19 protein-coding genes are annotated in these 24783 nt (G+C 65.0%); 7 read left to right on the top strand and 12 right to left on the bottom strand.

The window, feature by feature from the left end; genetic code table 11:
* Positions 1 to 121 precede the first annotated feature (121 nt).
* The gene (locus tag ACVJ19_RS14715) at positions 122 to 1816 is read left to right on the top strand and encodes an EAL domain-containing protein (protein ID WP_453948518.1); all 1695 of its coding nucleotides are present in this window, start codon (positions 122 to 124) and stop codon (positions 1814 to 1816) included.
* Positions 1817 to 1961: 145 nt separating this feature from the next.
* On the opposite strand, the gene ACVJ19_RS14720 is transcribed toward ACVJ19_RS14715, so the two are convergent.
* Positions 1962 to 2330, bottom strand: a complete 369-nt coding sequence (locus ACVJ19_RS14720) for an antibiotic biosynthesis monooxygenase family protein (protein ID WP_453948517.1) — start codon at positions 2328 to 2330, stop codon at positions 1962 to 1964.
* Between the two features lie 96 nt (positions 2331 to 2426).
* On the opposite strand from ACVJ19_RS14720, the gene ACVJ19_RS14725 reads away from it, so the two are divergent.
* Positions 2427 to 2891 (top strand): MarR family winged helix-turn-helix transcriptional regulator, encoded by a 465-nt coding sequence (locus tag ACVJ19_RS14725; protein WP_453948516.1) that lies wholly within the window; start codon positions 2427 to 2429, stop codon positions 2889 to 2891.
* Between the two features lie 114 nt (positions 2892 to 3005).
* Here ACVJ19_RS14725 and ACVJ19_RS14730 read toward each other — a convergent pair whose 3' ends face one another.
* The 7 genes from ACVJ19_RS14730 to ACVJ19_RS14760 form a co-directional block, all read right to left on the bottom strand.
* Entirely contained in the window at positions 3006 to 4514 is a 1509-nt protein-coding gene (locus ACVJ19_RS14730) for a tripartite tricarboxylate transporter permease (protein ID WP_453948515.1), read from the bottom strand.
* Between the two features lie 4 nt (positions 4515 to 4518).
* Entirely contained in the window at positions 4519 to 5004 is a 486-nt protein-coding gene (locus tag ACVJ19_RS14735; RefSeq protein WP_453948514.1) for a tripartite tricarboxylate transporter TctB family protein, read from the bottom strand.
* A 148-nt stretch (positions 5005 to 5152) separates the two neighbouring features.
* Positions 5153 to 6127, bottom strand: coding sequence for a tripartite tricarboxylate transporter substrate binding protein (locus ACVJ19_RS14740; protein ID WP_453948513.1), 975 nt, complete (start codon positions 6125 to 6127; stop codon positions 5153 to 5155).
* 204 nt (positions 6128 to 6331) lie between these two features.
* Entirely contained in the window at positions 6332 to 9199 is a 2868-nt protein-coding gene (locus ACVJ19_RS14745) for a PAS-domain containing protein (protein ID WP_453948512.1), read from the bottom strand.
* 271 nt (positions 9200 to 9470) lie between these two features.
* Positions 9471 to 10346 carry an acyl-CoA acyltransferase gene (locus ACVJ19_RS14750; RefSeq protein ID WP_453955086.1) on the bottom strand — a complete coding sequence of 292 codons (876 nt, stop codon included), beginning with the start codon at positions 10344 to 10346 and terminating at the stop codon, positions 9471 to 9473.
* Between the two features lie 37 nt (positions 10347 to 10383).
* Complete coding sequence (locus ACVJ19_RS14755; RefSeq protein ID WP_453948511.1) at positions 10384 to 11364, bottom strand: amino acid--[acyl-carrier-protein] ligase; 981 nt, start codon at positions 11362 to 11364, stop codon at positions 10384 to 10386.
* A gap of 56 nt (positions 11365 to 11420) precedes the next feature.
* Entirely contained in the window at positions 11421 to 12638 is a 1218-nt protein-coding gene (locus ACVJ19_RS14760) for an acyl-CoA dehydrogenase family protein (RefSeq protein WP_453948510.1), read from the bottom strand.
* Positions 12639 to 12995: 357 nt separating this feature from the next.
* Here ACVJ19_RS14760 and ACVJ19_RS14765 point away from each other — a divergent pair, with 357 nt between their 5' ends.
* A complete protein-coding gene (locus ACVJ19_RS14765; RefSeq protein ID WP_453948509.1) occupies positions 12996 to 13268 on the top strand; it encodes a phosphopantetheine-binding protein in 273 nt (90 codons plus the stop codon).
* A 321-nt stretch (positions 13269 to 13589) separates the two neighbouring features.
* Here ACVJ19_RS14765 and ACVJ19_RS14770 read toward each other — a convergent pair whose 3' ends face one another.
* A complete protein-coding gene (locus ACVJ19_RS14770; RefSeq protein ID WP_453947895.1) occupies positions 13590 to 14693 on the bottom strand; it encodes an IS4 family transposase in 1104 nt (367 codons plus the stop codon).
* Between the two features lie 195 nt (positions 14694 to 14888).
* On the opposite strand from ACVJ19_RS14770, the gene ACVJ19_RS14775 reads away from it, so the two are divergent.
* Both ACVJ19_RS14775 and mtnA read left to right on the top strand, forming a co-directional pair.
* Positions 14889 to 15764, top strand: coding sequence for an S-methyl-5'-thioadenosine phosphorylase (locus ACVJ19_RS14775; RefSeq protein WP_453948508.1), 876 nt, complete (start codon positions 14889 to 14891; stop codon positions 15762 to 15764).
* A gap of 18 nt (positions 15765 to 15782) precedes the next feature.
* The gene (gene mtnA / locus ACVJ19_RS14780) at positions 15783 to 16886 is read left to right on the top strand and encodes an S-methyl-5-thioribose-1-phosphate isomerase (protein ID WP_453948507.1); all 1104 of its coding nucleotides are present in this window, start codon (positions 15783 to 15785) and stop codon (positions 16884 to 16886) included.
* A gap of 100 nt (positions 16887 to 16986) precedes the next feature.
* On the opposite strand, the gene ACVJ19_RS14785 is transcribed toward mtnA, so the two are convergent.
* Positions 16987 to 17622, bottom strand: a complete 636-nt coding sequence (locus ACVJ19_RS14785) for an HAD-IA family hydrolase (RefSeq protein WP_453955085.1) — start codon at positions 17620 to 17622, stop codon at positions 16987 to 16989.
* A gap of 104 nt (positions 17623 to 17726) precedes the next feature.
* On the opposite strand from ACVJ19_RS14785, the gene ACVJ19_RS14790 reads away from it, so the two are divergent.
* Together ACVJ19_RS14790 and ACVJ19_RS14795 are read left to right on the top strand one after the other, a co-directional pair.
* Positions 17727 to 18485: a S1 family peptidase gene (locus ACVJ19_RS14790; protein ID WP_453948506.1), complete on the top strand. Its 759-nt coding sequence runs from the start codon at positions 17727 to 17729 to the stop codon at positions 18483 to 18485.
* 124 nt (positions 18486 to 18609) lie between these two features.
* On the top strand, positions 18610 to 20112 hold the full coding sequence (locus tag ACVJ19_RS14795) for a flavin-containing monooxygenase (protein ID WP_453948505.1): 1503 nt from the start codon (positions 18610 to 18612) through the stop codon (positions 20110 to 20112).
* Positions 20113 to 20353: 241 nt separating this feature from the next.
* On the opposite strand, the gene ACVJ19_RS14800 is transcribed toward ACVJ19_RS14795, so the two are convergent.
* Together ACVJ19_RS14800 and ACVJ19_RS14805 are read right to left on the bottom strand one after the other, a co-directional pair.
* Positions 20354 to 21280 carry a response regulator gene (locus tag ACVJ19_RS14800; protein ID WP_453948504.1) on the bottom strand — a complete coding sequence of 309 codons (927 nt, stop codon included), beginning with the start codon at positions 21278 to 21280 and terminating at the stop codon, positions 20354 to 20356.
* A complete protein-coding gene (locus tag ACVJ19_RS14805) occupies positions 21264 to 24635 on the bottom strand; it encodes a hybrid sensor histidine kinase/response regulator (protein ID WP_456739390.1) in 3372 nt (1123 codons plus the stop codon). Before ACVJ19_RS14805 ends, ACVJ19_RS14800 begins: the two co-directional genes overlap by 17 nt.
* Positions 24636 to 24783: the final 148 nt, after the last annotated feature.

Raw genomic sequence — 24783 nt, forward strand, 5'->3', positions numbered from 1 at the left:
TTCCCCCCTCTCTTCACAACGTGGTTTCCAAATTGTTTATCAACTTTGCCTAGGGTCCAAGGCGAATCTGGCTTTATCCTGTGCCGGCTCAGGACTCCCGCTGTGCCGAAATGAGGCGATTTTGACCCCTGCATTGCCGCAAGCCTCCGACATCCTGACCGCCCTCGGCCAGGCCGTGTTCGCCTGGGACATCGCCAGCGACGCCATCGTCTGGGGTGAGCAGGTCGGCGCCGTCTTCCCCGGCATCCCCGCCGAGCGGCTCGCCACCGGCGCCGAATTCGCCAAGCTGATCGAGCCCGCGCAGTCGCTGCGGACCGCCGCGCTGGCGCAGACCTCCCCCGTGCACGGCGCCGACGGCACGCCCTACCGCGTCGAGTACGGCGTGCGCATGAGCGCCTCCGATCCCGTGGTCTGGATCGAGGAGACCGGCCGCTGGTTCGCCGGCCCCGATGGCCGCCCGACGCGTGCGATCGGCTCCGTCCGCATCAACAATGAGCGCCACGCCCGCGACGAGGAATTGACCAAGCTGGCCCGGCTCGATCCGCTGACCGGCGAGCTCAATCGCTCGCATCTGATCGCGGCGCTGGCCGAGGCGATCGAGGAGACGACGCGCTTCCGCTCGACCGCGGCCTTCATGCTGGTCGGCATCGATCACCTCGCCCGCGTCAACGACGCTTTCGGCTTCGATGTTGCCGACGCGGTCATCCTCGACATCGCCAAACGCATCCGCGCGCGCCTGCGCGGCGGCGACGTGCTCGGACGCTTCTCCGGCAACAAGTTCGGCCTGATCCTGAAGAACTGCACCATCGACGACATGAATGTCGCCGCCGAGCGTTTCCTCGCCGGCATCCGCGACGAGGTGGTGCCGACGAAATCCGGTCCGGTCTCGGTCACCGCCTCGATCGGCGCGGTCAGCCTGCCGCGCTATGCCCGCAACACCGACGAGGCGGTCAATCGCGCCCATGAGACGCTGGATGCCGCCAAGCGCAGGCGGGCCGGCTCGTTTGCGGCCTGGCGTCCGGATGCCACGCGCGATGCGCAGCGCCGCGTCAATATCCGCGTCACCGACGAGATCGTCACCGCGCTGAACGAGCGCCGCATCAAGCTTGCCTATGAGCCGGTGGTTGCAGCCGTCTCGCGCCAGCGCGCATTCCACGAATGCCTGGTGCGGATGGACCAGGGCGACGGCCAGGTGCTGCTCGCGCCCGACATCGTGCCGGTTGCCGAGCGGCTCGGCCTCATCCGCCTGGTCGATCACCGCGTGCTCGAGCTCGTGGTCGCCGAGCTCGCGGCCGCGCCCGATGTCAGTCTCAGCCTCAACATCTCGCCCGACACCACCATGGATCCGGACTGGTGGGCGGGAATTGAATCGCTGATGCTGGCCCATCCCGGGGTCGCCGAGCGGCTGATCGTCGAGATCACCGAGACCGTCGCGATCCAGGATATCGATGACGTGCGCGGCTTCGTCACGCGGCTGAAGAATTTCGGCAGCCGCATCGCCATCGACGATTTCGGCGCCGGCTACACCTCGTTTCGAAACCTGCGCAAGCTCGGCGTCGACATCGTCAAGATCGACGGCGCCTTCGTGCAGAACATCACGCGCTCCGCCGACGATCGCGCCTTCGTGCACACCCTGATCGACCTCGCCCGCCGGCTCGACATCAAGACCGTCGCCGAATGGGTGCAGGACGAAGAGGCCGCCAACATGCTGCGCGACTGGGGCTGCGACTACATTCAGGGCCGCCTGATCGGCCTCGCCTCAGCCGAGCGCCCGTGGGGCGTGGCGGCGGATAGCGCGCTGCCTGCGGCGGGCTGAGATGCCGTAGGGTGGGCAAAGCGAAGCGTGCCCACGACTTCTGTTGTAGTCGTGGCGAGATGGTGGGCACGGCGCAAGTGCGCCATTGCCCACCCTACGATTGCTCCCGTGGGGTCGGCTCTCTCCGCCGCCATCGTGAGCGCACCTACGCCACACAGATACCCGGCACTGCGACCTTCTGGAACAGATGCGGACTTGCGACGGCGGATGCCGGGTAGTCCGCGATCTTCGCGCGGAACTCCGGGTGGGTGAAAGCCGCGCGGAAGTGCGCATTGGACTCCCAGACCGCGTAGTTCAGATAGGTCGGACTCTCGCCGACCGCACGATGCAACTGGGTCGAGATGAAACCCGGTTGTCGCTTCATGAAGGCGGCATCGTCCTGCCAGTTCTTCAGGAATCTCGGTTCATCAGCAGCATCCAGCGTGAACAGGTTGACCAGCACCACGGGGCCGGCATCGAGCGCGATCTGGCGGTCGATCGGGAAGGCTGGGTCGAGCGGGCGCATCTGGGGCATGACATCACTCCGTGTAATTGGTATCATCATGTCAATTCGACAAGATCTGACATAGGCATTTGACATGATGATGTCAATACGGAACAATCGCGACAAATGAGCAGGACCAAGCGAACCCCGGCGGGCGAGGCCCTGACCGGCTTCATTCTCGAGCTGTTCCGGGCCAATGGCCTGCTCCTGACCGCCGGTGATCGGCTGGTCGCCGCGCTCGGCCTCACCAGCGCGCGCTGGCAGATTCTGGGGGCGATCGTCGCTGCCGAGCGTCCGGAGCCGGTTGCCTGGCTGGCGCGCAATCTCGGCGCCAACCGCCAGAACGTGCAGCGGATCGTCAACGATCTCGAGCGCGATGGCCTAGTCGCGTTCGAGACCAATCCGCATCACCGCCGGGCGCAGCTCGTCGTGCTCACCGACAAGGGCAGGCAGGTCTTTGACGCCGCCGGCCGGCTGCAGAGCCCATGGGTCAACGGCCTGGCGGATGGCCTGTCAGTGAAGGAGATCGAGACGGCCCATCGCGTGATCGGCGCCCTGCGCGACCGGCTTGAAGGGACCGGCGAGGGCTGATTGCACCGCGCCTCTCGCGCAGACGCCGTAGGGTGGGCAAAGCGAAAGCGTGCCCACCATAGAGAGATCGTGGGCACGGCGCATGCGCGCCTTTGCCCACCCTACGAGATCTCCTCACGCCCCTTCGTCCAATGCCACTAGCTCGCGCTTCTTGCGCAGCGCGGGCAGCAGCGGCGCGATCAGCAGGGCCAACGCCAGCGTCAGGCACGCTGCCGAGATCGGCCGCTGCACGAAGGTCCAGAGATCGCCCTGCGACAGGATCAGCGACTTGCGCAGATTGTTCTCCAGCATCGGCCCGAGCACGAAGGCGAGCACCAGCGGTGCCGGCTCGTAGCCGAGCTTGCGCATGAAATAGCCGACGATGCCGAACGCGATCATCACATAGACGTCGAACACGTTGTTGCTCGAGCAGTACACGCCGAGGATCGTGAACAGGATGATCAGGGGGAACAGAATGTTGTAGGGTAGCTTCAAGAGCTGCACCCACATGCCGATCATCGGCAGGTTCAGGATCAGCAGCATGACGTTGCCGATATACATGCTGGCGACGATGCCCCAGAACAGGCCGGGGTTTTGCGTGATCAGCAGCGGGCCCGGCTGCAGGCCGTGGATGACGAATGCGCCGAGCAGCAGCGCCATCACCACGTTCGGCGGGATGCCCAGCGTCATCAGCGGAATGAACGCGCCGCCGGCCGCAGCATTGTTGGCGGATTCGGGGCCTGCGACGCCCTCGATCGCGCCATGGCCGAAACGCTCCGGTGTTTTCGACAGCCGCTTCTCCAGCGCATAGGACGCGAACGAGGCCACCACCGCGCCGCCGCCCGGCAGAATGCCGAGCAGGAAGCCGAGCAGCGTGCCGCGCGCCACGGGGCCAGTGCTGGCCTGCCAATCGGCCTTGGTCGGCAACAGTTGCGTGATTTTCGCGTTGATGATGTCGCGCTTGATCGCCTGCTCGGTGTTGAGCAGCACCTCGGCGACGCCGAACAGGCCCATCACGACGGGCACGAGGCCGATGCCGTCGATCAGCTCCATGCGGCCGAAGGTGAGGCGCGGCTGCGCCGTGATACTGTCGAGCCCGATCAGTCCGAGCACGACGCCGATGCAGGCCATCAGCAGCGCCTTCGGCATCGAGCCCTGGGTGAGGAAGGTGAGCACGACGAGGCCGAGCACCATCAGGCTGAAATACTCGGCCGGGCCGAACGCGATCGCGATGCTGGCAAGCTTTGGGGCCACCAGCATCAAGGCAATCAGTGCGAACGTGCCGGCGATGAAGGAGCCGAAGGCGGAGATACCGAGCGCTGGGCCGGCGCGGCCCTGCTTGGCCATCTGGTGGCCGTCGATGCAGGTGACGACCGAGGCCGCTTCACCGGGGATGTTGACCAGGATCGAGGTGGTCGAGCCGCCATACATCGAGCCGTAATAAATGCCGGCCATCATGATGATGCCGGATTCCGGCGTGCCCGACAGCGTCACGGGCAGCAGCAGCGACATCGCCGAGATCGGTCCGATGCCGGGCAGCACGCCGACCAGCGTGCCGATGAAGACGCCGATGAAGCAGTAGAGCAGGTTGATCCCGGTCAGCGCGACGCCGAACCCGTGCGCGACATTGGCGAGCGTATCCATGCGGTCAACCGATCCCGAACAGGCCAGAAGGCAGCTGGATCAGCAGCAGGCGCTTGAGCACCCACCACATGCCTGATGGCACCAGCACGGCGATCGGGATCGCCAGCGTCCAGCGCACGGGATCGATCAGGCGCAACAGCGCCAGCATCAACGGGATCGACGCCAGCAGGAATCCCAGCGGCTCCAGCGCAAAGGAGAACGCCGTGAGGCAGGCGATGACGAGGAGCGGCTTGCCCCAGCGCACGTTCTCCCAGCGCGAGGCCAGCGTCGGTCCGCCCTCGGTGATCGCCGAGATGATGATGGAGCCCGCGAACACGCACATCAGGATGCCCGTGTAGAACAGCACATAGCCGGAGCCGGGATCGTTGATGGTGCCGAGCTTGAGCTTCAGCCCCGACCAGATCACAAAGCCGCCGAGTGCGAGCCCGATCAGCCCGCCCCAGAGCTCGGAGTTGTTGAGGCGGAGTTTGACGTTGGTTTGGTCGTTCATTCAAAGCACCTCTCGATCACCGTCACCCTGAGGTGGGCGCTTCTTCATCGGCCCTCGAAGGGCGGCGGTGCCCCGATCCATCCTTCGAGGCGAGCCGCAAGCGCGGCTCGCACCTCAGGATGACGCCGGCATGTGTGGCAGCAGAACTCTACTTCTTCGCCAGCCCGAGCGTGTCGATCACCTTGCGCTCGGATTCCGTGACCTCGACGACGAACTTCTTGTAGTCCTCGGTGTTCTTGTAGTTCGGCACCATGTCGTATTTGGCGAGCGTGGCGATCACCGCGGGATCCTCGACCGCCTTCTTGAAGGCGTCGTGCAGCTTGGCGACGATCTTTGGGTCCATGCCCTTCGGCCCCGCGATGCCGAACGGGGAATCATAGACCATGGGATAGCCGAGCTCCTTCAGCGTCGGCACATCGGGATAGTTCGGCGACCGCGCGCCGGTCCATACCATCAGCAGCTTCAGCTTGCCGGCATCGACCAGCGGCCGCCAGCCCGTCGAATCCGCCTGCAGCATCGTGTGCTGTCCCAGCACGGCCGCGTTGGTCTCGGCCCCGCCCTTGAACGGCACCTGCGTGAGCTTGATGCCGGACATCGCCGCGATCTGCTCCATGCCGATATGCAGCGAGGTGCCGGTGCCGGGCGTTGCATAGGTCACCTTGCCCGGGTTCGCCTTGGCGAACTCGACCACGTCCTTCCACGACTTGAATTGCGACTCCGCGCTGGTGGTCACGCCGAACGTGTAGCCCGTGAGGTGGATGATATAGGTGAAGTCCTTCGCCGGATCCCATGACACCTCCTGCATCAGGGGCAGGCGGAACACGGTGATCGGAATCTGCGAGATGGTGTAGCCGTCCGGCTTCGCTGCGGCGGCCATGGTCGCAGGACCGACCGTGCCGCCGCCGCCGGCCTTGTTGTCGATCACGATCGGCTGCCCCAGCACCTTCGAGGCGCTGTCGGCGATCGCGCGCATCGAGATGTCGGTCGAGCCGCCGGCAGGCCACGGCACGATCAGCGTGACCGGCTTTGTGGGATAGTCCTGCGCGCCGGCGGCGGTCGCGAGCAATGCGCCCGCAACGTGCATGGCGGCAAAGGCAATCGTCTTCAGCCCGTATCGCGACATCGAAATACCTCCCTCGCGGCGATCTCGTTGGACCGCCGTTTCTCGCTGTTATGAGGGGATTGTCCCCGAAATCATGGGAGAAGAAAAGCGTATTGCGTAGACCGCGCGCAGGGGCGAGGGAGCGATCCCCGCGAAAAGGGGACGTGCGACAATTGGTCGTTTGGAGGTGTGCCGAGGGGCGGAATTTGCGGAGGCCTAGAGCCCTTAAGCCACGCGCCGGACTGCGTTCAGCGTCTCGATGGTGCGGCCGACTTCCGTCGCGGGGCACGGCCTGCCGAAATAATAGCCCTGCACCGCGGTGCAGCCGCATTCGCGCACGAAGTCGAGTTGCTCCTCGGTCTCCACGCCTTCGGCCGTGGTCGCGACGCCGAGCACGGAGCCGAGGCTGGCGATGGTGCGGACGATGGCGACGCTTTCCGGGCTTTCGCCGAGCGTGCCGACGAAAGAGCGGTCGATCTTGATGCGGTCGAACGGAAACTTGCGCAAATAGCTCAGCGAGGAATAGCCGACCCCGAAATCGTCGAGGCTGACGCGGACGCCAAGGGCGCGCAGCCGGTGCAGGATCTCGATCGTCGCCTCGCTGTCGTCGAGCAGCGCGGTTTCGGTGACCTCGAGCTCGAGCCGCTGCGGCGGCAGGCCGGCTTCCGCGAGCGCGCTCGTGACCATCGTCACCAGGCCGCGGGAGCGGAATTGCACCGGTGACAGGTTCACTGCGACGGTGAGGTCGGGCCAGGACGCTGCAGTCGCACAGGCCGTGCGCAGCACCCATTCGCCGATCGGAACGATCAGCCCGTTCTCCTCCGCGATCGGGATGAACTCGGCGGGCGAGACCAAGCCGCGCGAGGGATGCTTCCAGCGCAGCAGCGCCTCGAAGCCGGTGAGCTCGGACGAATCGAGCCGCACCTGCGGCTGGAACACCAGATGGAATTGGTTGGCCTCCAGCGCGCCGCGCAGATCGTGCTCCAGCGCGTGCCGGCTGCGCGCCTCTTCCTCCATCTCGGGCTCGAACAGCTGGTAGGCGCCGCGCCCCTTGGCCTTGGCCTGGTACAGCGCAAGGTCGGCGCATTTCATCAGCTCGTCGGCGTCCAAGCCGTGATCGGGCGCGATCGCGATGCCGACGGAGACGCCGACATGGATCGCCTGGTTTTCCAGCGGCGGCGGGTGACCGATGATCTCGACCAGGCGACGGGCGAGCAGTTCGGCCGATTGCGGTTGCGGGCCGCGCTGGAGCACGGCGAACTCATCGCCGCCGAGGCGCGCGACGGTGTCGTGCTCGCCGACATTCTCCTTCAGGCGCGCCGCGACCCAGCGCAGCAGCCGGTCGCCGGCGGCATGGCCGAGGCGGTCGTTGACGGTCTTGAAATTGTCGAGGTCGAAGCACAGCACGGCCATTGCGCCGCCGGCAATCGCCACCTGGTTCAATCCCTCGCCCATCTTCTCGCGGAACAGGGTGCGGTTGGGCAGGTCGGTGAGCGAATCGTGCCGCGCCATGTGCGCCACGCGGGCCTGGGCCTTGTGGCGCTCAGTGACGTCCTCATAGGTGACGACCCAGCCGCCATGCTCCATCCGCTTGTGATTGAGCTTGATGATGCGGCCGTCGCTCAAATGGCGGTGCAACGTGTGCTCGCCCTCGCGCAGCCGCTCGACATAATCGGCATAGAGCCTGGCGCCGGTCATGTTCGGGTGGATGCCGAGCGCGCAGCTGTGCTCCATGATCTCGCGCATCAAGACGCCCGGCTTCACCACGTCGGGCGACAGGCCGTACATCTCGATATAGCGGCGGTTACAGACGATCACGCGCAGGCTCGAATCGAGCATGCACAGGCCCTGGCTCATATTGTTCAGCGCCGCATCGAAGCGCCGATACTGCTCGCTCAGCTCCTCGACCGCATGCTCGCGCTCGGTGATGTCCTCATAGGTGGCGACGAAGCCGCCTTCTGCCAGAGCGCAATAGCGGACCGAGATCACGGTGTCGTTCGACATGCGCCGGCGCATCGGCGAGCAGTCACGGCTCGCGATCCGTGCACGGGCGGCTTCCAGGATCTGCTGCGGGCTGTATTCCGAGGCGAACGCGCCGTTCGTCATCGATCGCTCGATCAGCTCGGCCAGATGCGTGCCGGGCCTGGTCTCCTCCGGCGAGAGCAGATAGATCTTGCGGTAGGTGGTGTTGCAGACGCGCAGGCGCATGTCGCTGTCGTAGAAGGCGAGCCCGTGCGCCATGTTCTCCAGAGCCGCGTCGAGGATGAAGTTCTGCTGCCGCAGCGTCTCCTCGTATTGCAGCCGCTCGGTGACGTCTTCATGCACTGTCACCCAGCCGCCGTCGGGGAGGAAGCGGGAGACCGCCTGCACCATCCGTCCGTCGTAGCGCATCACCAGCAGGGTTTTTGCCTTCCTGGCGCGCACGTCCTCGAGCCTGGTGACGTGGAATTCCTCCGCCGGCATGCCCGCTATGTTGCCGCGCGAGAGCCAGTGGTCGATGGCCGTGCTGTGCGCGATGCCGGGCTTCACGATGTCAGGGTCGAGATTGTAGAGCTTCAGGAAGCGCTCGTTGCAGACGACGACGCGGCTGTCGGCGTCATACATGATGAGGCCGTGCGACATGTTGGCGAGCGCATGCTGGCTGCGTTCGGTCTGCACGCGCAATTCCGCCTCGAGCCGGGCGAGGCGGCTGACGTCGTCGCAGATCGTCATCCAGCCGCCGCCGGGAAGCGGCTTCAGCTCCAGCGACATGACGAGGCCGCTCGCCAGCCGCTGCTCGGTCCGGAACGGCTTGCCGCCTGCGATCTGCGCGATCCGCGCCGAATACAGCGCGTCGAGCTCCCTCTCCGGGAAATTGCCGCGGCTCGCACTGTGCGCGAGCACCTCGCGGTAGCTCGTGCCGATGCGCACGATGTCGGCCGACAAGTCGAACAGCGCGAGGTAACGCTGGTTGACCAGCACGATCCTGTTGTCGGCATCGTAGACGCAGACGCCTTGCTCCATGCGATCGAGCGCAAGCTGGCTCAGCGCGACCAGGGCCTCCGGGCCTTGCTCGCGGCGTGCACCAAGCTCGTTGTCGCAGGTCGATGTCATGGGGTCGGCATGATCTCGGCGGGCAATAGACTTAACGCAACGTAATTCCGCTGCCGAGGGTAGCGAAGAGGCGGGAAAATTCCCTTAAGCGCAGTAGTTTACGGAGGGTGACTCTCGATGGAGAGACCTTGTCTTGTCCGCGCGAATGCTGAGGCGCTTGCAAGCCAGAGTTGGTCGAGCGCGCAACAAGTCGTGGTGTCGTCCCGGCCTAGTGCGCAATTGCGCAACTAGGCCGGGACGACAGCCCGGCGTGTGGGCTGAGCGCTGCCCCCTACGGCCCGTACAGCACGAGCTCCGTATCCGTGAGGTCGGCGAGCTGCGGCCGGTGCGGACCCCTAAAATATTTGCGGCCGCGCCGCTCGGTGTAGATGCCGGCGAGGCCGGGAATCGGGCCGTTGGCATCGACCGCCACCGAGATCTTGCCGAGCCGCAGCAGCAGCCGGCCGATGCGGCCGGCGCATTCGGCGTATTCGGCGGCGCTGCGGCAGTAGATCAGCTTCATCGCGGGCGGCGCGATGAAGCCGCGGCGGATGCGGACCGGCTGCAGGATGAAGGGGAACGTGCCCTTCGGCGTGCGGCAGACGAGGCTGAGGCAATTGTAGCGCGCATGCCGCGTCAGGAGCTCGGTCTCGTCCCGGGAGAGCCCGTCGATCGTCTTGGCGTGCTGCGAGATCACCTCGATCTTGCTCCAGCGTGGGGCACGCGCCAGCGCCGGCACCGAGAAGAAGATGCCGCGGCAGTAATTGCGAAAACCCTGGGCTTCGATGATCGGCCAGGTCCACGGCGCCGGGCTGATGTTGAGATAGGTGACGTCCTTGTGCCGCTGCGCGACCTTGGTCAGGAACGGAGCGTAGTTGCGGTAGGCCGGATCGACATACCAGCTCGACAGATTGCACTGGATGGCGGCCTCCTCGCCGTGCTTTCGCGTCGTGTAGATCAGCAGCAGCACGCCGACGGGCTCGCCGTCATTGTCGAGCATGTAGCCGAAGCGCGGATAGCCCTCCGGCACGGGCCGGAAGGCCTGCCGGCGCAGGCCCTGCATCCAGTAGTCGCGTGAACGGCCGACGAAGCCGCGCGTCAGCAAGTCCGCGATCTTCTCGACGTCGGACTCGGTGATCTCGCGGCAACGGACCTTGGTATGGATCACGCTCGTCTTGCCCGTGGAAATGGTCGGCCTCGTTCCGTTAGCGCCAGCCTTCGCCATGAGCTTCAGTCGCGACATGCGGCTGCAGGCCCAGCATCTCCCGCACCTTGGCGGGCCAGGCGGAAAGGTCGGTGCCGTGGGTGTGGAACATGGCGACGGCCAGGCGGTCCATGCCGAAGGCGACGCAGCCGGTGTGGGCCGGCTCGCCATTGGCGTCCTGGATGCCCCAGGTCGTGCCGAAATGCTCGCGGTGATAGTTGAAGCTCATGCAGGCGGTCGGCTGCTCCTCCGAGCGCAGCGGAATCAGCAGCTCGAACTTGAGCTGCTGCTGCTTCTGGCTCACGGCCTTCATCTGGCCGACACGGCCGAAGAAGGGATCGCTGGCATAATCGACGCGGAAGGTCAGGCCGAGGTCGCGGGCGATCGCCTGCGCGCGCACCATCCAGCGTTCGCGGAAATCGGCGACGTCGTCGGGCGTGCCGATGCAGACATATTCGCGCATCCGGAACGATTGCAGCCGGTCGAGATGTTTCGACGGCTCGCGGCGAAAGCAGTCGGCGGCGACGTCGAAGCGCAGGCCGCCCTTCGGCAACTGGCCGCGGCTCGCCGCGATCGGATAGACGGGATAGCAGGCCGCCGGCGACAGCACGAGGTCGGCCGGGGACAGTGACGTGGTCCAGTCGCCGCCCGCATCGAAGCGGCTCACCGCCGCGTTGATCTCGCGCTCGGTGCCGTGCAGGCCGCAGACGCAGCCGAGCAGGTTCGGGAAGCTCTTGAGATAGCCTGACTTCTCCAGCTGCGCGCGGCTCATCACCGGCGGGAAGCGCAAGGCTTCGGTGCCGGCTTCGCGATGGCTGGTGATCAGCGCGGCGAGTTTCTCGACGATGCCCTCATAGAGCGCGGTACGGGCGTAGACGCCGTCCGAGCCCATGCGGTGGAACAGCTTGTCGGCGAGATGATCGAGCGGATCAACGATCTCAGGCGCGGTTTCGGGCGAATTGGGGAGGACGGCAATATTCATGGGTCGATGTCCTGCTATCTCGAAATTGTTCTTGTTGCTCTGGTCGGGAAGGCACGTCAGTCATGAAGGCTCGAGGGCACGCCGCTCATCAGCGTCGCGGTGGCGGCGTTGGCCAGAATACGGTCGTTGTTGATCATGATCGGCGACGACAGCACGTCACGGAGGTGACGGCCCATGGTGAACTCGCCGTCGTTGCGGTAGCCGGAAAGGCCCGCGGTGCGCATCGCATGCATCACGGTCTCGACCGCGAGCTCGGAGGCCTGCACTTTCAGCAGCGTGATCGACGACTGGAAGTCGAGCGAGCCGAGCGCCCGCTCGTCATGCTCGACACGGGAGAAGGCATCGATGTTGGCCGAAATCAGCGCGCGCAGCTTGGCGAGCGACATCTTCGCGGCGGTGAAATGTGCAGCCGCCGGCGGCATCTGCCCGCCGGAGGTGCGGGCAGCCTTGCGGATGAAGGCCTGCGCACGCGTTACCGCTGCGGCCGCAATGCCGGCCCAGGCCGACGACCAGCACAGATGCGCGAACGGCGTCATGGTCTGCGCGTGGATCTTGTCGTAGGCTTCCGGGAAGACGCGGTCGGCGGGGCAATCGACCTTCAGCTCGAAACCGGTCGAGCAGGTGCCGCGCATGCCGAGCGTTTCCCAGCCCTGCGTCTGTTTCAGTGAATAATCGTCCTTGGCGAGCGCCAGCAGCACCTGGTCGGAGGCGGCGGCGTCCGTGGCGCGGCGGGCGATGGTGACGAGGCCGTCGGCCTCGGCGCCATAGGAGATCACGGTGGCGTCGCGCATCAGCGAGACGGTGTCACCGGCATGGTCGACGGCGGCCGCGCTGGCGCGGATGTTGCCGCCGTTCTGGCCTTCGGTGGTGGAGGAGGCGAGCAGCCACTGGTCGCGGGCGACCCGGCGCATCATGGTTTCCATCCAGGGAATGCCGTGGCCGTGCCTGACGACACAGGCGACCTTGGTCTGGTGCATCGCGTAGATCATCGCGGTCGAGGCGCAGGCGCGTCCGAGCGTGTAGCAGATGTCAGTGACGTCGTGGATCGAGGCGCCGAAGCCGCCGAACTCGACCGGGATCATGACGCCGAGCAACTTTTGCTCACGCGCGACGTCGAAGGCTTTATGCGGGAAGCGGGCGTCGCGATCGACCCCGTCTGCGTCGGCCGCGGCCGCTGCGGCGGTCCGGGCGGCGCGCTCGATCAGGGAGGGGCCCTGCTCGAGAAAGCTGGCTTGCGTTTCGTCGACAGTGAGGACCGCTTCACGCACGTTCATTCTCGTCCGCCTCCGGTTTGTCGTTCGGGATCGCCGGCATCATTCGCGACGCCGTGTAAAGCGATCCTCCGACCATCTTTGCTTGTGAGACGAGGCTACGGATTTAATTCAAATTCGTCGATGAAATAGAGGGTAAACGAACTCCAATTCCGAATGGACAGTTAAGGTCCGGTTTTTCGCATCCCCCGGATTTCCGCGATCGCGTTAGCGAACTGGAAGAGGCATGAATTTCAGACAATCTGAGTCATCGTTTACTAAGAAACGCGAAGTAATGGTGACGCCCATTGCGGGATCGGCCGTCCCTGCCCATCGTACCCGGCAGTCCGGCCCGACCTTTTAGACAGATGGGATTTACCGATGCAGGCCTTCGATACCGAATTGCGCAATCGCATCATCACGCTGGTGAAGGGCATCCTCGCGCAGAACTCGCTGTCCGCCGACGTCGCGCCGTCAGCCAAGCTCGTCGACGTTGGCCTGACCTCGATGGACATGGTCAATCTCATGCTCGGCGTCGAAGCCGAGTTCGACTTCACCATCCCGCAGTCCGAGATCACGCCGGAGAATTTCCAGTCCGTCGAGACGCTGGAGCGGATGGTCGCGACGCAGCTGCGGCTCGCGACCGCGGCTTAAGGTAAGGACGCCACTCCCCCGGGTGTCGTCCCGGCGCAGGCCGGGACCCATAACCCCAGGGAGCAGTTTGGCGAAGACTCGTCGTTCGGTACAACGATCGTTCGCAACCGATAGATCACGCGGTATGGGTCCCGGCCTGCGCCCATGGGCGCTAAAATAGTTGCATTGCTTGATAGCGACGTTTTCGTCTTGGTGGTTCGTGTAGATGCCGTCCGAGCGTGGAGCGAAGTCTGCGCAGGCAAGCAATCGCGGGTTGGGGCATGATTGCTTGTCGGAGCGAGGCGACGAGTTGGCGGAGCAGACGCCAGGTCCCTGGACGGGTCAGGCGGCCTCGGCCAAGCGGGGAGAGTCCTCGAGTTCGTCGACGAGTGGCTCGAGCAGGAGAATGATCAGCAGATGAGCGAGGATGTGGGGCCTGGCGGACCGCTCGTCAGTTCCGGGAGGGCCCTTCAGGCCAATCAAACTCTTGAGCCGCTTGAAGCCGAGTTCAATGCGCCATCGCAGCCGATAGAGGGCAAGGACATCGCTCGTTGAGAAGTCCTCCGGTGCGAGCGAGGTCACCAGGATCACCCAATCTGCAGCGTCAAGTGTTTGCCTGGAGAGCTGGTGGCCTCCCTTTTGGGCCGTTCGGCGCGCCTTGCGTCGTGCGACCGCGGCCGCTTGCGCCGGCTTCTTGACGGCAACCAGACGCAGAGCGAGCAGCGGTGCGCCAGACTTGCGTTTTATCCAGATCGGTCGATCGATCAGGCCACATGCCGAAGCCTTGCGCAGTTCGGCCGTCAGATCGACCAGACCACCTTTGGCATCAACCCAACGCGCGCTCTTCCAGCCGGACCGGATCACGAAGTCCGCGCCGGCATCGACGAGACGTGCCATGCGCTCCGGTTGCAGATAAGCGCGGTCGCCAAGACGGATTTCGCCGGCAATCACCGGTATCCGGTCCAGCGTCTCGCCCGCTCGCTGATCGGTCAGCTCGAAGTGACCAAAGCGCTCCTGCGGAAGATCGAACGCGCTGTGTATGCGCCACACCGCGTTCTTGTTCCTGCCGCTCGTCCCAGCCTTCGGGACCGTCGTGGCGTCAACAATGCGGATCAGGCGGCCGTGGCTCGCCTTCGGCGCACCGCTCGCCAGTGCTTGGCCTATCAACTTCGCCAGCCAATCTCCGCACTGACGCAACCGATACAACAGAGCCACGTTGGAGATATCGACAAGGCCCACCGACGTGGCCCATGCCGCCGTCAACCGCAGACCTCGCTCGCCAAGGCAATACGCCAGGATCAAGCGCAGCAAATCCACCGCATTGCTGATTTCCCGCGGGCGGACAAACGCCTTCGTCTCGCGCGCGCTAACGTTGAGCGCTTCGGCGCCGCCAAGCCGGGCGACAACACGCGCCCAGTCCTCGTTCACAAGCGATTCGTGTGCCATCCCAATTTGGAATCACAAGCCAATCCAATGCGCAAATCCTATTTTAGCGCCCATGGGCCTGCGCCGGGACGACACCGAGGTTCGCACCCGCCCACCTCACAGTCCCGCCATCCCCTCACCACCCCCGTTCCAAAACCGCCGCAAAACTGGCATAGCTTTAACCATGTCGCACGTGGCGAACAGGGTGGAGCGGGTATGACGCAGGCGGTATTGGGCATCATCGGTGGCTCCGGCATCTACGACCTGCCGGGTCTCGAGGGCGCGCGCGAAGAGGTGATCGAGAGTCCGTGGGGCGAGCCGTCGGCTCCCTTAAGGCGCGGCTCCATCGAGGGCCTGCCGATCGTGTTCCTGCCGCGGCATGACAAGGGCCACCGGCTGTCGCCATCGGACATCAACTATCGAGCCAATATCGACGTGCTCAAACGGGCTGGGGTCACCGACCTGATCTCGCTCTCGGCCTGCGGCTCTTTCAAGGAGGAACTGCCGCCTGGCACCTTCGTTCTCGTCGACCAGTTCGTCGATCGCACCCACAAGCGCGAGAGCTCGTTCTTCGGCCGCGGCTGCGTCGCGCATGTGTCGATGGCGCATCCGGTCTCGCCGCGGCTGCGTATCCATCTTGCCGCGGCCGCAGATGCGGAAGGCATCGCGATCGCGCGGGGCGGCACCTATGTCTGCATGGAGGGGCCGCAATTCTCCACCTATGCCGAAAGCATGACTTACAAGACGCTGGGCTATTCGGTCATCGGCATGACCAACATGCCCGAAGCAAAACTCGCGCGTGAGGCGGAGATTTGCTACGCTACGGTCGCGATGGTGACGGATTTCGACTGCTGGCATCCCGACCACGATGCCGTCACCGTGCAAGACATCATCCGCGTGCTGACCTCGAACGCCGACAAGGCGAAGGCGCTGGTGGCGCGGCTGGCGAAGGATTTCCCGCGCGAGCACGAGCCGTGCCCGATCGGTTCGGACCGCGCGCTCGACACCGCGCTGATCACGGCGCCCGAGGCGCGCGATCCCGAGCTCCTGAAGAAGCTCGATGCGGTGGCACGGCGCATCCTGCGGGCGTGATACGAAAGGCAGAATGCCATGAAGGTCGACGGCAAGCACTTCCGCAGCATCTGGCGCGAGCGCGACGGCTGGTCGGTCGGCGCGATCGACCAGCGCCGGCTGCCGCATGAATTCGTCATCGCGCGTCTGACCTCATGCGAGGACGCAGCCGTTGCGATCCGCGACATGCTGGTGCGCGGCGCCCCGCTGATCGGCGCGACCGCGGCCTACGGCATGGCGCTCGCGATGCGCGAAGATGCCTCCGACGCCGGCCTGAAGCGCGCGTACGACACGCTCGTCGTGGCGCGGCCGACCGCCATCAACCTGAAATGGGCGCTGGACGAGATGCGTACGGCGCTCGTTCCGATCGATCCGCTGGACCGGGCGGAAGCCGCCTATGCGCGAGCCGACGAGATCGTTGAGCAGGACGTCGAGATCAATCGCGGCATTGCCGGCAACGGCCTTGCGCTGATCGAAGCGATTGCGGCGAAGAAGCCGGGTGAAGTGGTCAACGTGCTGACCCATTGCAACGCCGGCTGGCTCGCCACCGTCGACTGGGGTACGGCGACCGCGCCGATCTATCTCGCGCATGAGCGCGGCATCAAGGTCCATGTCTGGGTCGACGAGACGCGGCCGCGCAACCAGGGCGCCTCGCTCACCGCCTGGGAGCTCGGCCATCACGGCGTGCCGCACACGGTGATTCCCGACAATACCGGCGGGCACCTGATGCAGCACGGCATGGTCGATCTCGCCATCGTCGGCACCGACCGCGTCGCCGCCAATGGCGACGTCTGCAACAAGATCGGCACCTATCTCAAGGCGCTCGCCGCGCATGACAATGGCGTGCCGTTCTACGTCGCGCTGCCGTCTCCCACGATCGATTTCGCCGTCCATGACGGCATCAGAGATATCCCGATCGAGCAGCGCAGCGGCGTGGAGGTCACCGACATGACCGGCCGCACTGCCGATGGGCGCTTGGAGACGGTGCGGATCGTGCCTGAGAACTCGCCAGTCGCGAATTATGCGTTCGACGTGACGCCAGCGCGTCTGGTCACCGGCCTCATCACCGAACGCGGCGTGCTGAAGCCGGATCGAGACTCCCTGGCGGCGGCCTTTCCGGAACGGATCGCTGCCGCGGAGTAGGCTCTCGTAGGGTGGGCAAAGGCGCGGAAGCCGCCGTGCCCACCATCTGCTTGTGGTGGGCACGCTTCGCTTTGCCCACCTACGGCAGTCGAACCCGGGGTTACCCCAGCTTCAGCCCCGTCGCCTTCTCGAGATCCGCGATCGCCTGCGCGCCGCTCGTCACCTTGATCGTGGTCATGCCCATCTCGCGCGCGGGCTTCAAATTGACGCCGAGATCGTCGAGATAGACGCAATTCTTCGGATCGACCTTCAGCGTCTCGACCATCAGCCGGTAGATGCGCGGATCAGGCTTGCGCAGGCCGATCTTGGCGGATTCGATGACGTGATCGAACAGCACCATGACCTCGGCAATGTAAAGCGAGCGTCCCGTCATGCTGCCGATCGCGTTCGCCGGCAGATTGTTGGTGATGCAGCCCGTCCGGAATTGCGACTTGATCCGCTTCAGGGCCTCGACCATTTCGGGACGCAGATCGCCCTGGAGCAGCGGCAGCACGTCGCGGCCGCGCACCTCCGCGCCGAGCGCGCGTGATTCCTCGGCGAACAAGCGATCGAAGGTCTCGATATCGACCTCGGCCCGCTCGAACCTGGCCCAGGCATTTTCGAGATGGTTGGCGGCGTTGGTGCGCCGGATGATGTCGGCGGGCAGGCCGCGCTCGGTCTCGAACCGCGTGAACGCCTCGAACGGCGAGCTCGTCAGCACGCCGCCAAAATCAAAGATCACCGCCTCGATCGTCACCATCCTGCCCTCGTCAATTCCTTTCCAAGAGGGCTAGCATGCGCTATCGGCAAGAGCCAGTCCGAAGCAATCCGCCGCCGTCACCGATGCCGAAGCGTGTTCCCATGAAGAAGCTTGCCACGTTCATCGCAGCTGCGCTGCTGCTCGCCACGCCTGCCCACGCCATCGTCGGCGGCGGCACGCCACAGGCCGATGGCGTCGCGCGCGCCGTCGTCACCATCGTCGGCTCGCGCGGCAATTTCTGCACCGGCACCCTGATCGCGCCGAAACTGGTGTTGACGGTCGCCCACTGCGTGCAACCTGGCGCCGACTACAAGATCGTCGATCGCGGCGCCGACGGCGCGCCGCAATTGCTGAACGTGCGCACCGTCGCGATCCATCCGAACTTCAACATTCAGGCGATGCAGTCGCATCGCGCCACCGCCGACGTGGCGTTGCTGCAACTGGAAATTCCACTGAAGGGAAAATCGACAGTCGTAGTTGGGGCGCCGACTATTCCGATCCAGGTTGGCAGCCGCTTCGTCATCGCCGGTATCGGCGTCACCGCGCGCGGTGACGGCAAGAGCGGCGGCGCGACGCGTGTTGCCGGTCTCATCGCGACGGGGCAGCCCGGCACGCTGCAGATCCGGCTGGTCGATCCCGTAACCAACGGAGTTCGTGATGGAATTGGCGCCTGCACCGGCGATTCCGGCGGTCCTGTGTTCGAGGACAAGCCGAACGGTACGATGCTTGTCGGGCTCATCAGCTGGTCCACGGGACCAAACGGCGCCGCAGGCTGCGGCGGCCTGACCGGTGTCACGCCGCTCACGCTCTATCGCGACTGGATTTTGCAGACCGCGCGGAGCTGGGGTGCAGCGTTGTAGTTTGACCGCGACTTGATCTATGTCATTTTGAAGCGGAAGCGCGATGGGCGACCATGCCGTCGCGGAGGAAACGCGCCGTCCAGTCAAGGGCGGCCACAAAAACAAGCAAGGCATAGAAGCAACAATGAATGTCGCTGTTCGCAGTCACGCCACCACCAAGCAGGCCACTGAACATTTCGATGTGCTGATCGTCGGCGCCGGCATCTCCGGCATCGGCAGTGCCTATCACATCGAAAAGCAACTGCCGGACACGAGCTACGTCATCCTCGAGACGCAAGCGACGTTCGGCGGCACCTGGAGCACGCATCGCTATCCCGGCATCCGCTCGGACAGCGACCTCCACACCTTCGGCTACAGCTTCAAGCCCTGGGTCGGGCCGCCCATCGCGACCGCCGAAGAGATTCTCTCCTACATGAACGAGGTGATCGACGACAACGATATCGCCCGCCACATCCGCTACAAGCACAAGATCAATTCCGCGAGCTGGTCGAGCGAACAAAATCTCTGGACCATCGAGGCGACGACCACCGATACGGGCGAGGCAAAAACCTTCACCGCGAACTTCCTCTGGATGTGCCAGGGCTATTACCGCCATTCGGAAGGCTACACGCCGGAATGGAAGGGCATGGACCGCTTCAAGGGGCGCATCGTCCATCCGCAGACATGGCCGGACGATATCGATCTCGCGGGCAAGAAGGTCGTCGTGATCGGCTCGGGCGCGACCGCGGCGACGCTGGTGCCGAACATCGCAGACGCATGCGCGCACGTCACCATGCTGCAGCGCTCGCCGACCTATTTCCGGCTCGGCCGCAACGCCATCGAGATCGCCGAGGAGCTGCGCCGGCTCCAGGTCGACGAGACCTGGATCCACGAGATCGTGCGGCGAAAGATCCTGTTCGAGCAGGACGCGTTCACGAAGCTCTGTCTGGCCAAGCCCGAGCAGGTGAAGAAAGAACTGATCGGCCAGATCAGCGCAGTGCTCGGCCCGGACTACGACGTCGAGACGCATTTCACGCCGTCCTATCGGCCGTGGCGCCAGCGTATCGCCTTCGTGCCGGATGCCGATCTGTTCAAGGGCATCGCCAGCGGCAAGGCCTCCGTCGTCACCGACGAGATCGAGTGCTTCGTCGAGAACGGCATCCAGCTCAAATCGGGCAAGCTGCTGGAAGCGGACGTCATCGTCACCGCGACCGGTTTCGATCTCTCTGCGCTCGGCGACATCGCCTTCGAGATCGACGGCAAGCCGCTCGCCTTCGGCGACACCGTCACCTATCGCGGCATGATGTTCACGGGCGTGCCGAACATGGTCTGGGTGTTCGGCTATTTCCGCGCCAGCTGGACGCTGCGCGTCGATCTCGTCGCTGATTTCGTCTGCCGCCTGCTCGGCCACATGAAGGGGAAGGGCGCGAAGAAGGTCGAGGTGAGCTTGCGCCCCGAGGACCACAACATGCCGATCCTGCCCTGGATCGATCCGGAAAACTTCAACCCCGGCTACATCATGCGCAACATGAACCTGCTGCCCAAGCGCGGCGACAAGCCGGAATGGCAGCACAGCCAGGACTACTGGACCGAGAAGGACGAGATTCCGAAGACGGATCTGGATGACAAGGCGTTTGTGTACGGGTGAGGGGACGCGGATGTAAGGGGCGCTAGCGCTCGCCACGTACTCCGCCGTCGTCCCCGGGGCGCGAAGCGAGCCCGGGACCCATACCCCCAGGCAGTGGTTATAGAGCGAGCAGGCAACTCCGAGTCTTCGCCAAACATCTCCCTGTGGTTATGGGTCCCGGATCTGCGCTTCGCTTCGCTGCGCTTGTCCGGGACGACACCGTTTGTTGGGTGAACGGTGTACCAACTCACCTGCAGAGTGGTTACGAATTCCTTCGCGTCGCATTCGCCGCGATCGCGGCGGCCGCCGTGCGGTTCTCCACGCCGAGCTTGGCGTAGATCTGCTCCAGATGCTTGTCGACCGTGCGCGGGCTCAATCCCAGGATCTGCGCGATGTCGCGGTTGGTCTTGCCCTTGCTGAGCCAGGCCAGCACCTCGCCTTCGCGCGTGGTGAGGCCGAGCTCGCTGGTGAATTCCGGGGGCAGCGCCGTGCCGGCTTCCTTGGACAGCCGCAGCAGGAATTCGTTCGGCGCGGTCTCGCCCATGTAATAGAACCGCAGCTGCGGATTGTCGGGCAAGGACGCGGCTTGCGACTTCGCGCTGCCCTTGCCCTTGGCCTGCTCCAGCCATTGCAGCAGCGACGGCGGCAGGACGAAGTCGTCGGCCTGTGCGCCGTGATGATCGGCCAGCAGCTTCTGGGCCTGAGGGGTCGCCCAGAGCAAATTGCCTTGCCGGTTCACCGCGAACAGGAAGCGGCCGGAGACGTCGAGCGCGGCGCGCGCGCTCTGGGTTAGCCTGGCATTGCCGAGATGGACGCGGATACGTGCCAGCATTTCCTCGATCACGATCGGCTTGGTCACGTAATCGACGCCGCCGGCGTCCAGCCCGCGCACGATATGTTCGGTCTCGGCGAGGCCCGTCATGAAGATCACGGGAACGTTGGCAAGGCCTGCATCGCGCTTGAGCCGGCGGCATGTCTCGAACCCGTCGATGCCGGGCATCACGGCGTCCAGCAGCACGATGTCGGGCGTGATCTGGTCGACAATGCGCATCGCGGCGGCACCGTCGAGCGCAACCATGACCGTCATCCCGGCGCCGTCGAGCGCGTCGGTGAGCAGCCGGAGCGTCTCCGGGGAATCATCGACGACGAGCGCGACGTCGCGCTTCTTTGGTTCAATGCTCATAAGCATGCAACGTCTTCAATGTGGCCATGTACTGGTCGAGATCGAAGCGATCGACCAGCGACCGCATCTGTGCGACGAAGTCGGCATGCTCCGGGTGCTCGCTGCCGATCTCGTCCAGCTTGAGCTGGATGCCCTTGACGTAACCGATCTGGCCGAGCCCGATCAACGCCTCGATGTGCCGCACCGGCGGCCGTGAGCCGCTCTCGGGCCGCCAGAACGGCACCGCGATCTCGTTCGAGCCGTACTGCCATTCGATCTTGAGGAGCTGGCGGATCGTCTCCAGCAGCCGCGGGATGTCGATCGGCTTCATCAGATAGCCGTCGTGGAAAGGTTGCGCCAGCGGCGTGCCGTGAGCCTCCAGCGCACTCGCCGACACCATCAGGATGCGCGCCTGGTGATGGCCGCTGGCGCGCAGGGCCTCCGCCACCGCCCAGCCGTCCATGGCCGGCATGGAGATGTCGAGCAGGAACAGATCGGGCCGGCAATGTTGCGCCAGCGCCAGGCATCCCGCGCCGTCGGGCGCGCTGAGCAGGATGAAGCCGAGCGGCGTCAGCACCTCGCGCAGGAGGTCGCGATGCACGGGGTCGTCATCGGTGATCAGGATCGTCTTGCGCGGGCCGTGATAGCCGGAGACAGGGGCCTCCACCGGCGCGATGCGCTGGGGATTGGTGACCTCCGACAGCAGGATCTTGACCTTGAACGTGCTGCCGGTGCCCACCGTGCTCACGACCTTGATGTCGCCGCCCATCACGCCGGCGAGCAGCCGGCTGATGGTCAGCCCCAGCCCCGTTCCGGTCTGGGGCTGCGAGACGCCAAGCGCGCCGCGCTCGAAGGGCGCGAAGATGCGCTCCAGATCGTCGCCCTGGATACCCGGGCCGGTGTCGATCACCTCGAACTCGGCAACCGGGCTGCGGTAGTGCACGACGAACTGCACGCTGCCGGTCTGGGTGAATTTTATGGCGTTGGAGAGCAGGTTGATCAGCACCTGGCGCAGCCGCTTCTCGTCGGCATAGACCACGAGCGGCAAATGCGCGGGACGTCTGAACACGAAGTCGATGCCCTTGGCGGCGGCCTGAAGACGGAACATGCCGACGAGCTGGTCGAGGAACTCGCTCAGGCGAACCTCGTCGCGCGACAGATATAGCCGCCCCGCCTCGATCTTGGAGATGTCCAGAATGCCGTCGATCAGGCCGGAGAGGTGATCGGCACTGCGGCGGACGACGCGGACCTGGTCGCGCGGCTTGGTGTTCAGCGTCGCATCCTGCTCGAGCAGCTGGGCATAGCCGCTGATCGCGTTCAGCGGCGAGCGCAGCTCGTGGCTCAGGCCCACCACGTAGCGGCTCTTGGCGAGGTTGGCGGATTCGGCGACCTCCTTGGCGCGCTGGAGCTCGGCGTCCGTGCGCTTGTGCGCGTCGATCTCCTGGATCAGCAGCGTGGTCTGCCGCCGCGTCTCCGCCTCTGCCGCGCGGCGGCTCTGCTGCGCCAGCACGAACAGCCAGGCCACAACGCCGATGATGATGCTGAGCGAGAAGAACACCTTCCACAGCACGTTGGAGACCAGCATGTTCTCGCCATGCACGCTCGCGGAGGTCTGGAGGTAGATCAGCCCGAGCACCAGCGCAACGAGACCGGCGGAAACCACGAACACGCCGATATAGTGGCCGAACTGCGAGTTGATCCGCTGATAGATCGGCTGCGGCAAAATCCTGCTGAGCGCGTCGGAGAACTGCACCTGCGCGCGCGCATGCGGCTTGCAGAGATCGTGGCAGCGGGCATCGAGCGAGCAGCACAGCGAGCAGATCGGGCCGGCATAAGCGGGGCAGGACGTCATGTCCTCCGGCTCGAAACTGTGCTCGCAGATGCAGCACTGGATCGCCTCGATATTGGCCCAGCTCCGTTTCGGCTTGCGCGCGATATAGTATTTTCCGTCGGTGAGCCACGCGATCACGGGCGCTGTGACGAAGGCGACCGTCAGCGCGACGAAGGCGGCCAGCGCCTTCATGGTCGGGCCGAACAGGCCGTAGAACGCCGCGATCGAGACGATGATCGCGAGCGTCATCGCGCCGACGCCGACCGGGTTGATGTCGTAGAGATGCGCGCGCTTGAACTCCATCTGTGGCGGGCGCAGCCCGAGCGGCTTGTTGACGACGAGGTCCGACACCAGCGCACCAACCCAGGCAATCGCGACGTTGGAGTACAGCGCGAGCGTCTGCTCCAGCGCCTTGTAGACGCCAATCTCCATCAACAGCAGCGCCACCATCACGTTGAACACCAGCCAGACCACGCGGCCGGGATGGCTATGGGTCAGGCGCGAGAAGAAGTTCGACCAGGCGATCGAGCCGGCATAGGCGTTGGTGACGTTGATCTTGATCTGCGACAGCACCACGAAGATGCCGGTCAGGGCGAGTGCGAGGTCTGGCTCCGACAGCACGTATCGAAAGGCCACGAGATACATATGCGCGGGCTCGGCGGCCTCTTCGGGCGGCACGCCGTGGCTCAGTGCGAAGAAGGCCAGGAACGAGCCGGCCAGCAGCTTCAGCGCACCGAGCACGATCCAGCCCGGCCCCGCGCTCATCAGCGCGATCCACCACGATGCCTTGGAGGCGCGGCGGTCGCGCGGCAGAAACCTGAGGAAGTCGACCTGCTCGCCGATCTGCGCCACCAGCGAGAACACCACGGATGATGCGACGCCGAACAGCAGCAGGTCGAAATGTCCGTTGAGATCGCCGTGCTCGCCGGAGAACTTGCGCCATTCCGTGAAGGAGTGGGGGCTCGCCCAGGCGATCGCGACAAAGGGCAGGATGTGCAGGATGATCCAGAGCGGCTGCGTCCAGAGCTGGAAGCGGCTGATCAGCGTGATGCCGTAGGTCACGAGCGGGATGATCGCGACCGCGCTGATGAGGTAGCCGATCGGGCGCGGGATGCCGAGGCACATCTCCAGTGCGGTCGCCAGGATCACCGCCTCGACCGCGAAGAAGATGAAGGTGAAGGAGGCGTAGATCAGCGACGTCACGGTCGAGCCGATATAGCCGAAGCCGGCACCGCGGGTCAGGAGGTCGATGTCGATGCCGCATTTGGCGGCATGATAGGCAATCGGAACGCCGCAGCAGAAGATGATGGCGGAGACGACGAGGATCGCGGCGGCGGCGTTGGTGACGCCGTAATTGAGGGTGATGGTGCCGCCAATCGCCTCGAGCACCAGGAAGGAGATCGCGCCGATCGCGGTGTTGGCGACGCGGGCGGCGGACCATCGCCGCGCGCTCTTGGCGGTGAAGCGCAGCGCGTAGTCTTCCAGCGTCTGGTTGGCAACCCATTGGTTGTACTGGCGCCTGACGCGGTCTATTCGCTGCCGCCCTGCCACTCTTTACCCCACTCCCGATACGGACCCGGAGCCCTCGCAAATCCCGTACCAAAAGCCTACGTCGGTATTTTGCGGTGCAGTATACGCGATCTTGCGTATGCTTGCGCTGCACAAATTCGAGCCATCCTCACGGCACCAATCGCGTGTC

This window comes from Bradyrhizobium sp. USDA 376 (assembly GCF_054063675.1).

What these genes read in the sequence shown, in the direction of transcription:
- ACVJ19_RS14720 (WP_453948517.1), bottom strand. Translation starts at nt 2,330, where the DNA reads ATGCCCCAGATGCGCCCGCTCGACCCAGCCTTCCCGATCGACCGCCAG.
- mtnA (WP_453948507.1), top strand. Translation starts at nt 15,783, where the DNA reads ATGAAGGTCGACGGCAAGCACTTCCGCAGCATCTGGCGCGAGCGCGAC.
- ACVJ19_RS14760 (WP_453948510.1), bottom strand. Translation starts at nt 12,638, where the DNA reads ATGAACGTGCGTGAAGCGGTCCTCACTGTCGACGAAACGCAAGCCAGC.
- ACVJ19_RS14790 (WP_453948506.1), top strand. Translation starts at nt 17,727, where the DNA reads ATGAAGAAGCTTGCCACGTTCATCGCAGCTGCGCTGCTGCTCGCCACG.
- ACVJ19_RS14745 (WP_453948512.1), bottom strand. Translation starts at nt 9,199, where the DNA reads ATGACATCGACCTGCGACAACGAGCTTGGTGCACGCCGCGAGCAAGGC.
- ACVJ19_RS14775 (WP_453948508.1), top strand. Translation starts at nt 14,889, where the DNA reads ATGACGCAGGCGGTATTGGGCATCATCGGTGGCTCCGGCATCTACGAC.
- ACVJ19_RS14725 (WP_453948516.1), top strand. Translation starts at nt 2,427, where the DNA reads ATGAGCAGGACCAAGCGAACCCCGGCGGGCGAGGCCCTGACCGGCTTC.
- ACVJ19_RS14765 (WP_453948509.1), top strand. Translation starts at nt 12,996, where the DNA reads ATGCAGGCCTTCGATACCGAATTGCGCAATCGCATCATCACGCTGGTG.
- ACVJ19_RS14800 (WP_453948504.1), bottom strand. Translation starts at nt 21,280, where the DNA reads ATGCTTATGAGCATTGAACCAAAGAAGCGCGACGTCGCGCTCGTCGTC.
- ACVJ19_RS14730 (WP_453948515.1), bottom strand. Translation starts at nt 4,514, where the DNA reads ATGGATACGCTCGCCAATGTCGCGCACGGGTTCGGCGTCGCGCTGACC.
- ACVJ19_RS14770 (WP_453947895.1), bottom strand. Translation starts at nt 14,693, where the DNA reads ATGGCACACGAATCGCTTGTGAACGAGGACTGGGCGCGTGTTGTCGCC.
- ACVJ19_RS14740 (WP_453948513.1), bottom strand. Translation starts at nt 6,127, where the DNA reads ATGTCGCGATACGGGCTGAAGACGATTGCCTTTGCCGCCATGCACGTT.
- ACVJ19_RS14735 (WP_453948514.1), bottom strand. Translation starts at nt 5,004, where the DNA reads ATGAACGACCAAACCAACGTCAAACTCCGCCTCAACAACTCCGAGCTC.
- ACVJ19_RS14755 (WP_453948511.1), bottom strand. Translation starts at nt 11,364, where the DNA reads ATGAATATTGCCGTCCTCCCCAATTCGCCCGAAACCGCGCCTGAGATC.
- ACVJ19_RS14795 (WP_453948505.1), top strand. Translation starts at nt 18,610, where the DNA reads ATGAATGTCGCTGTTCGCAGTCACGCCACCACCAAGCAGGCCACTGAA.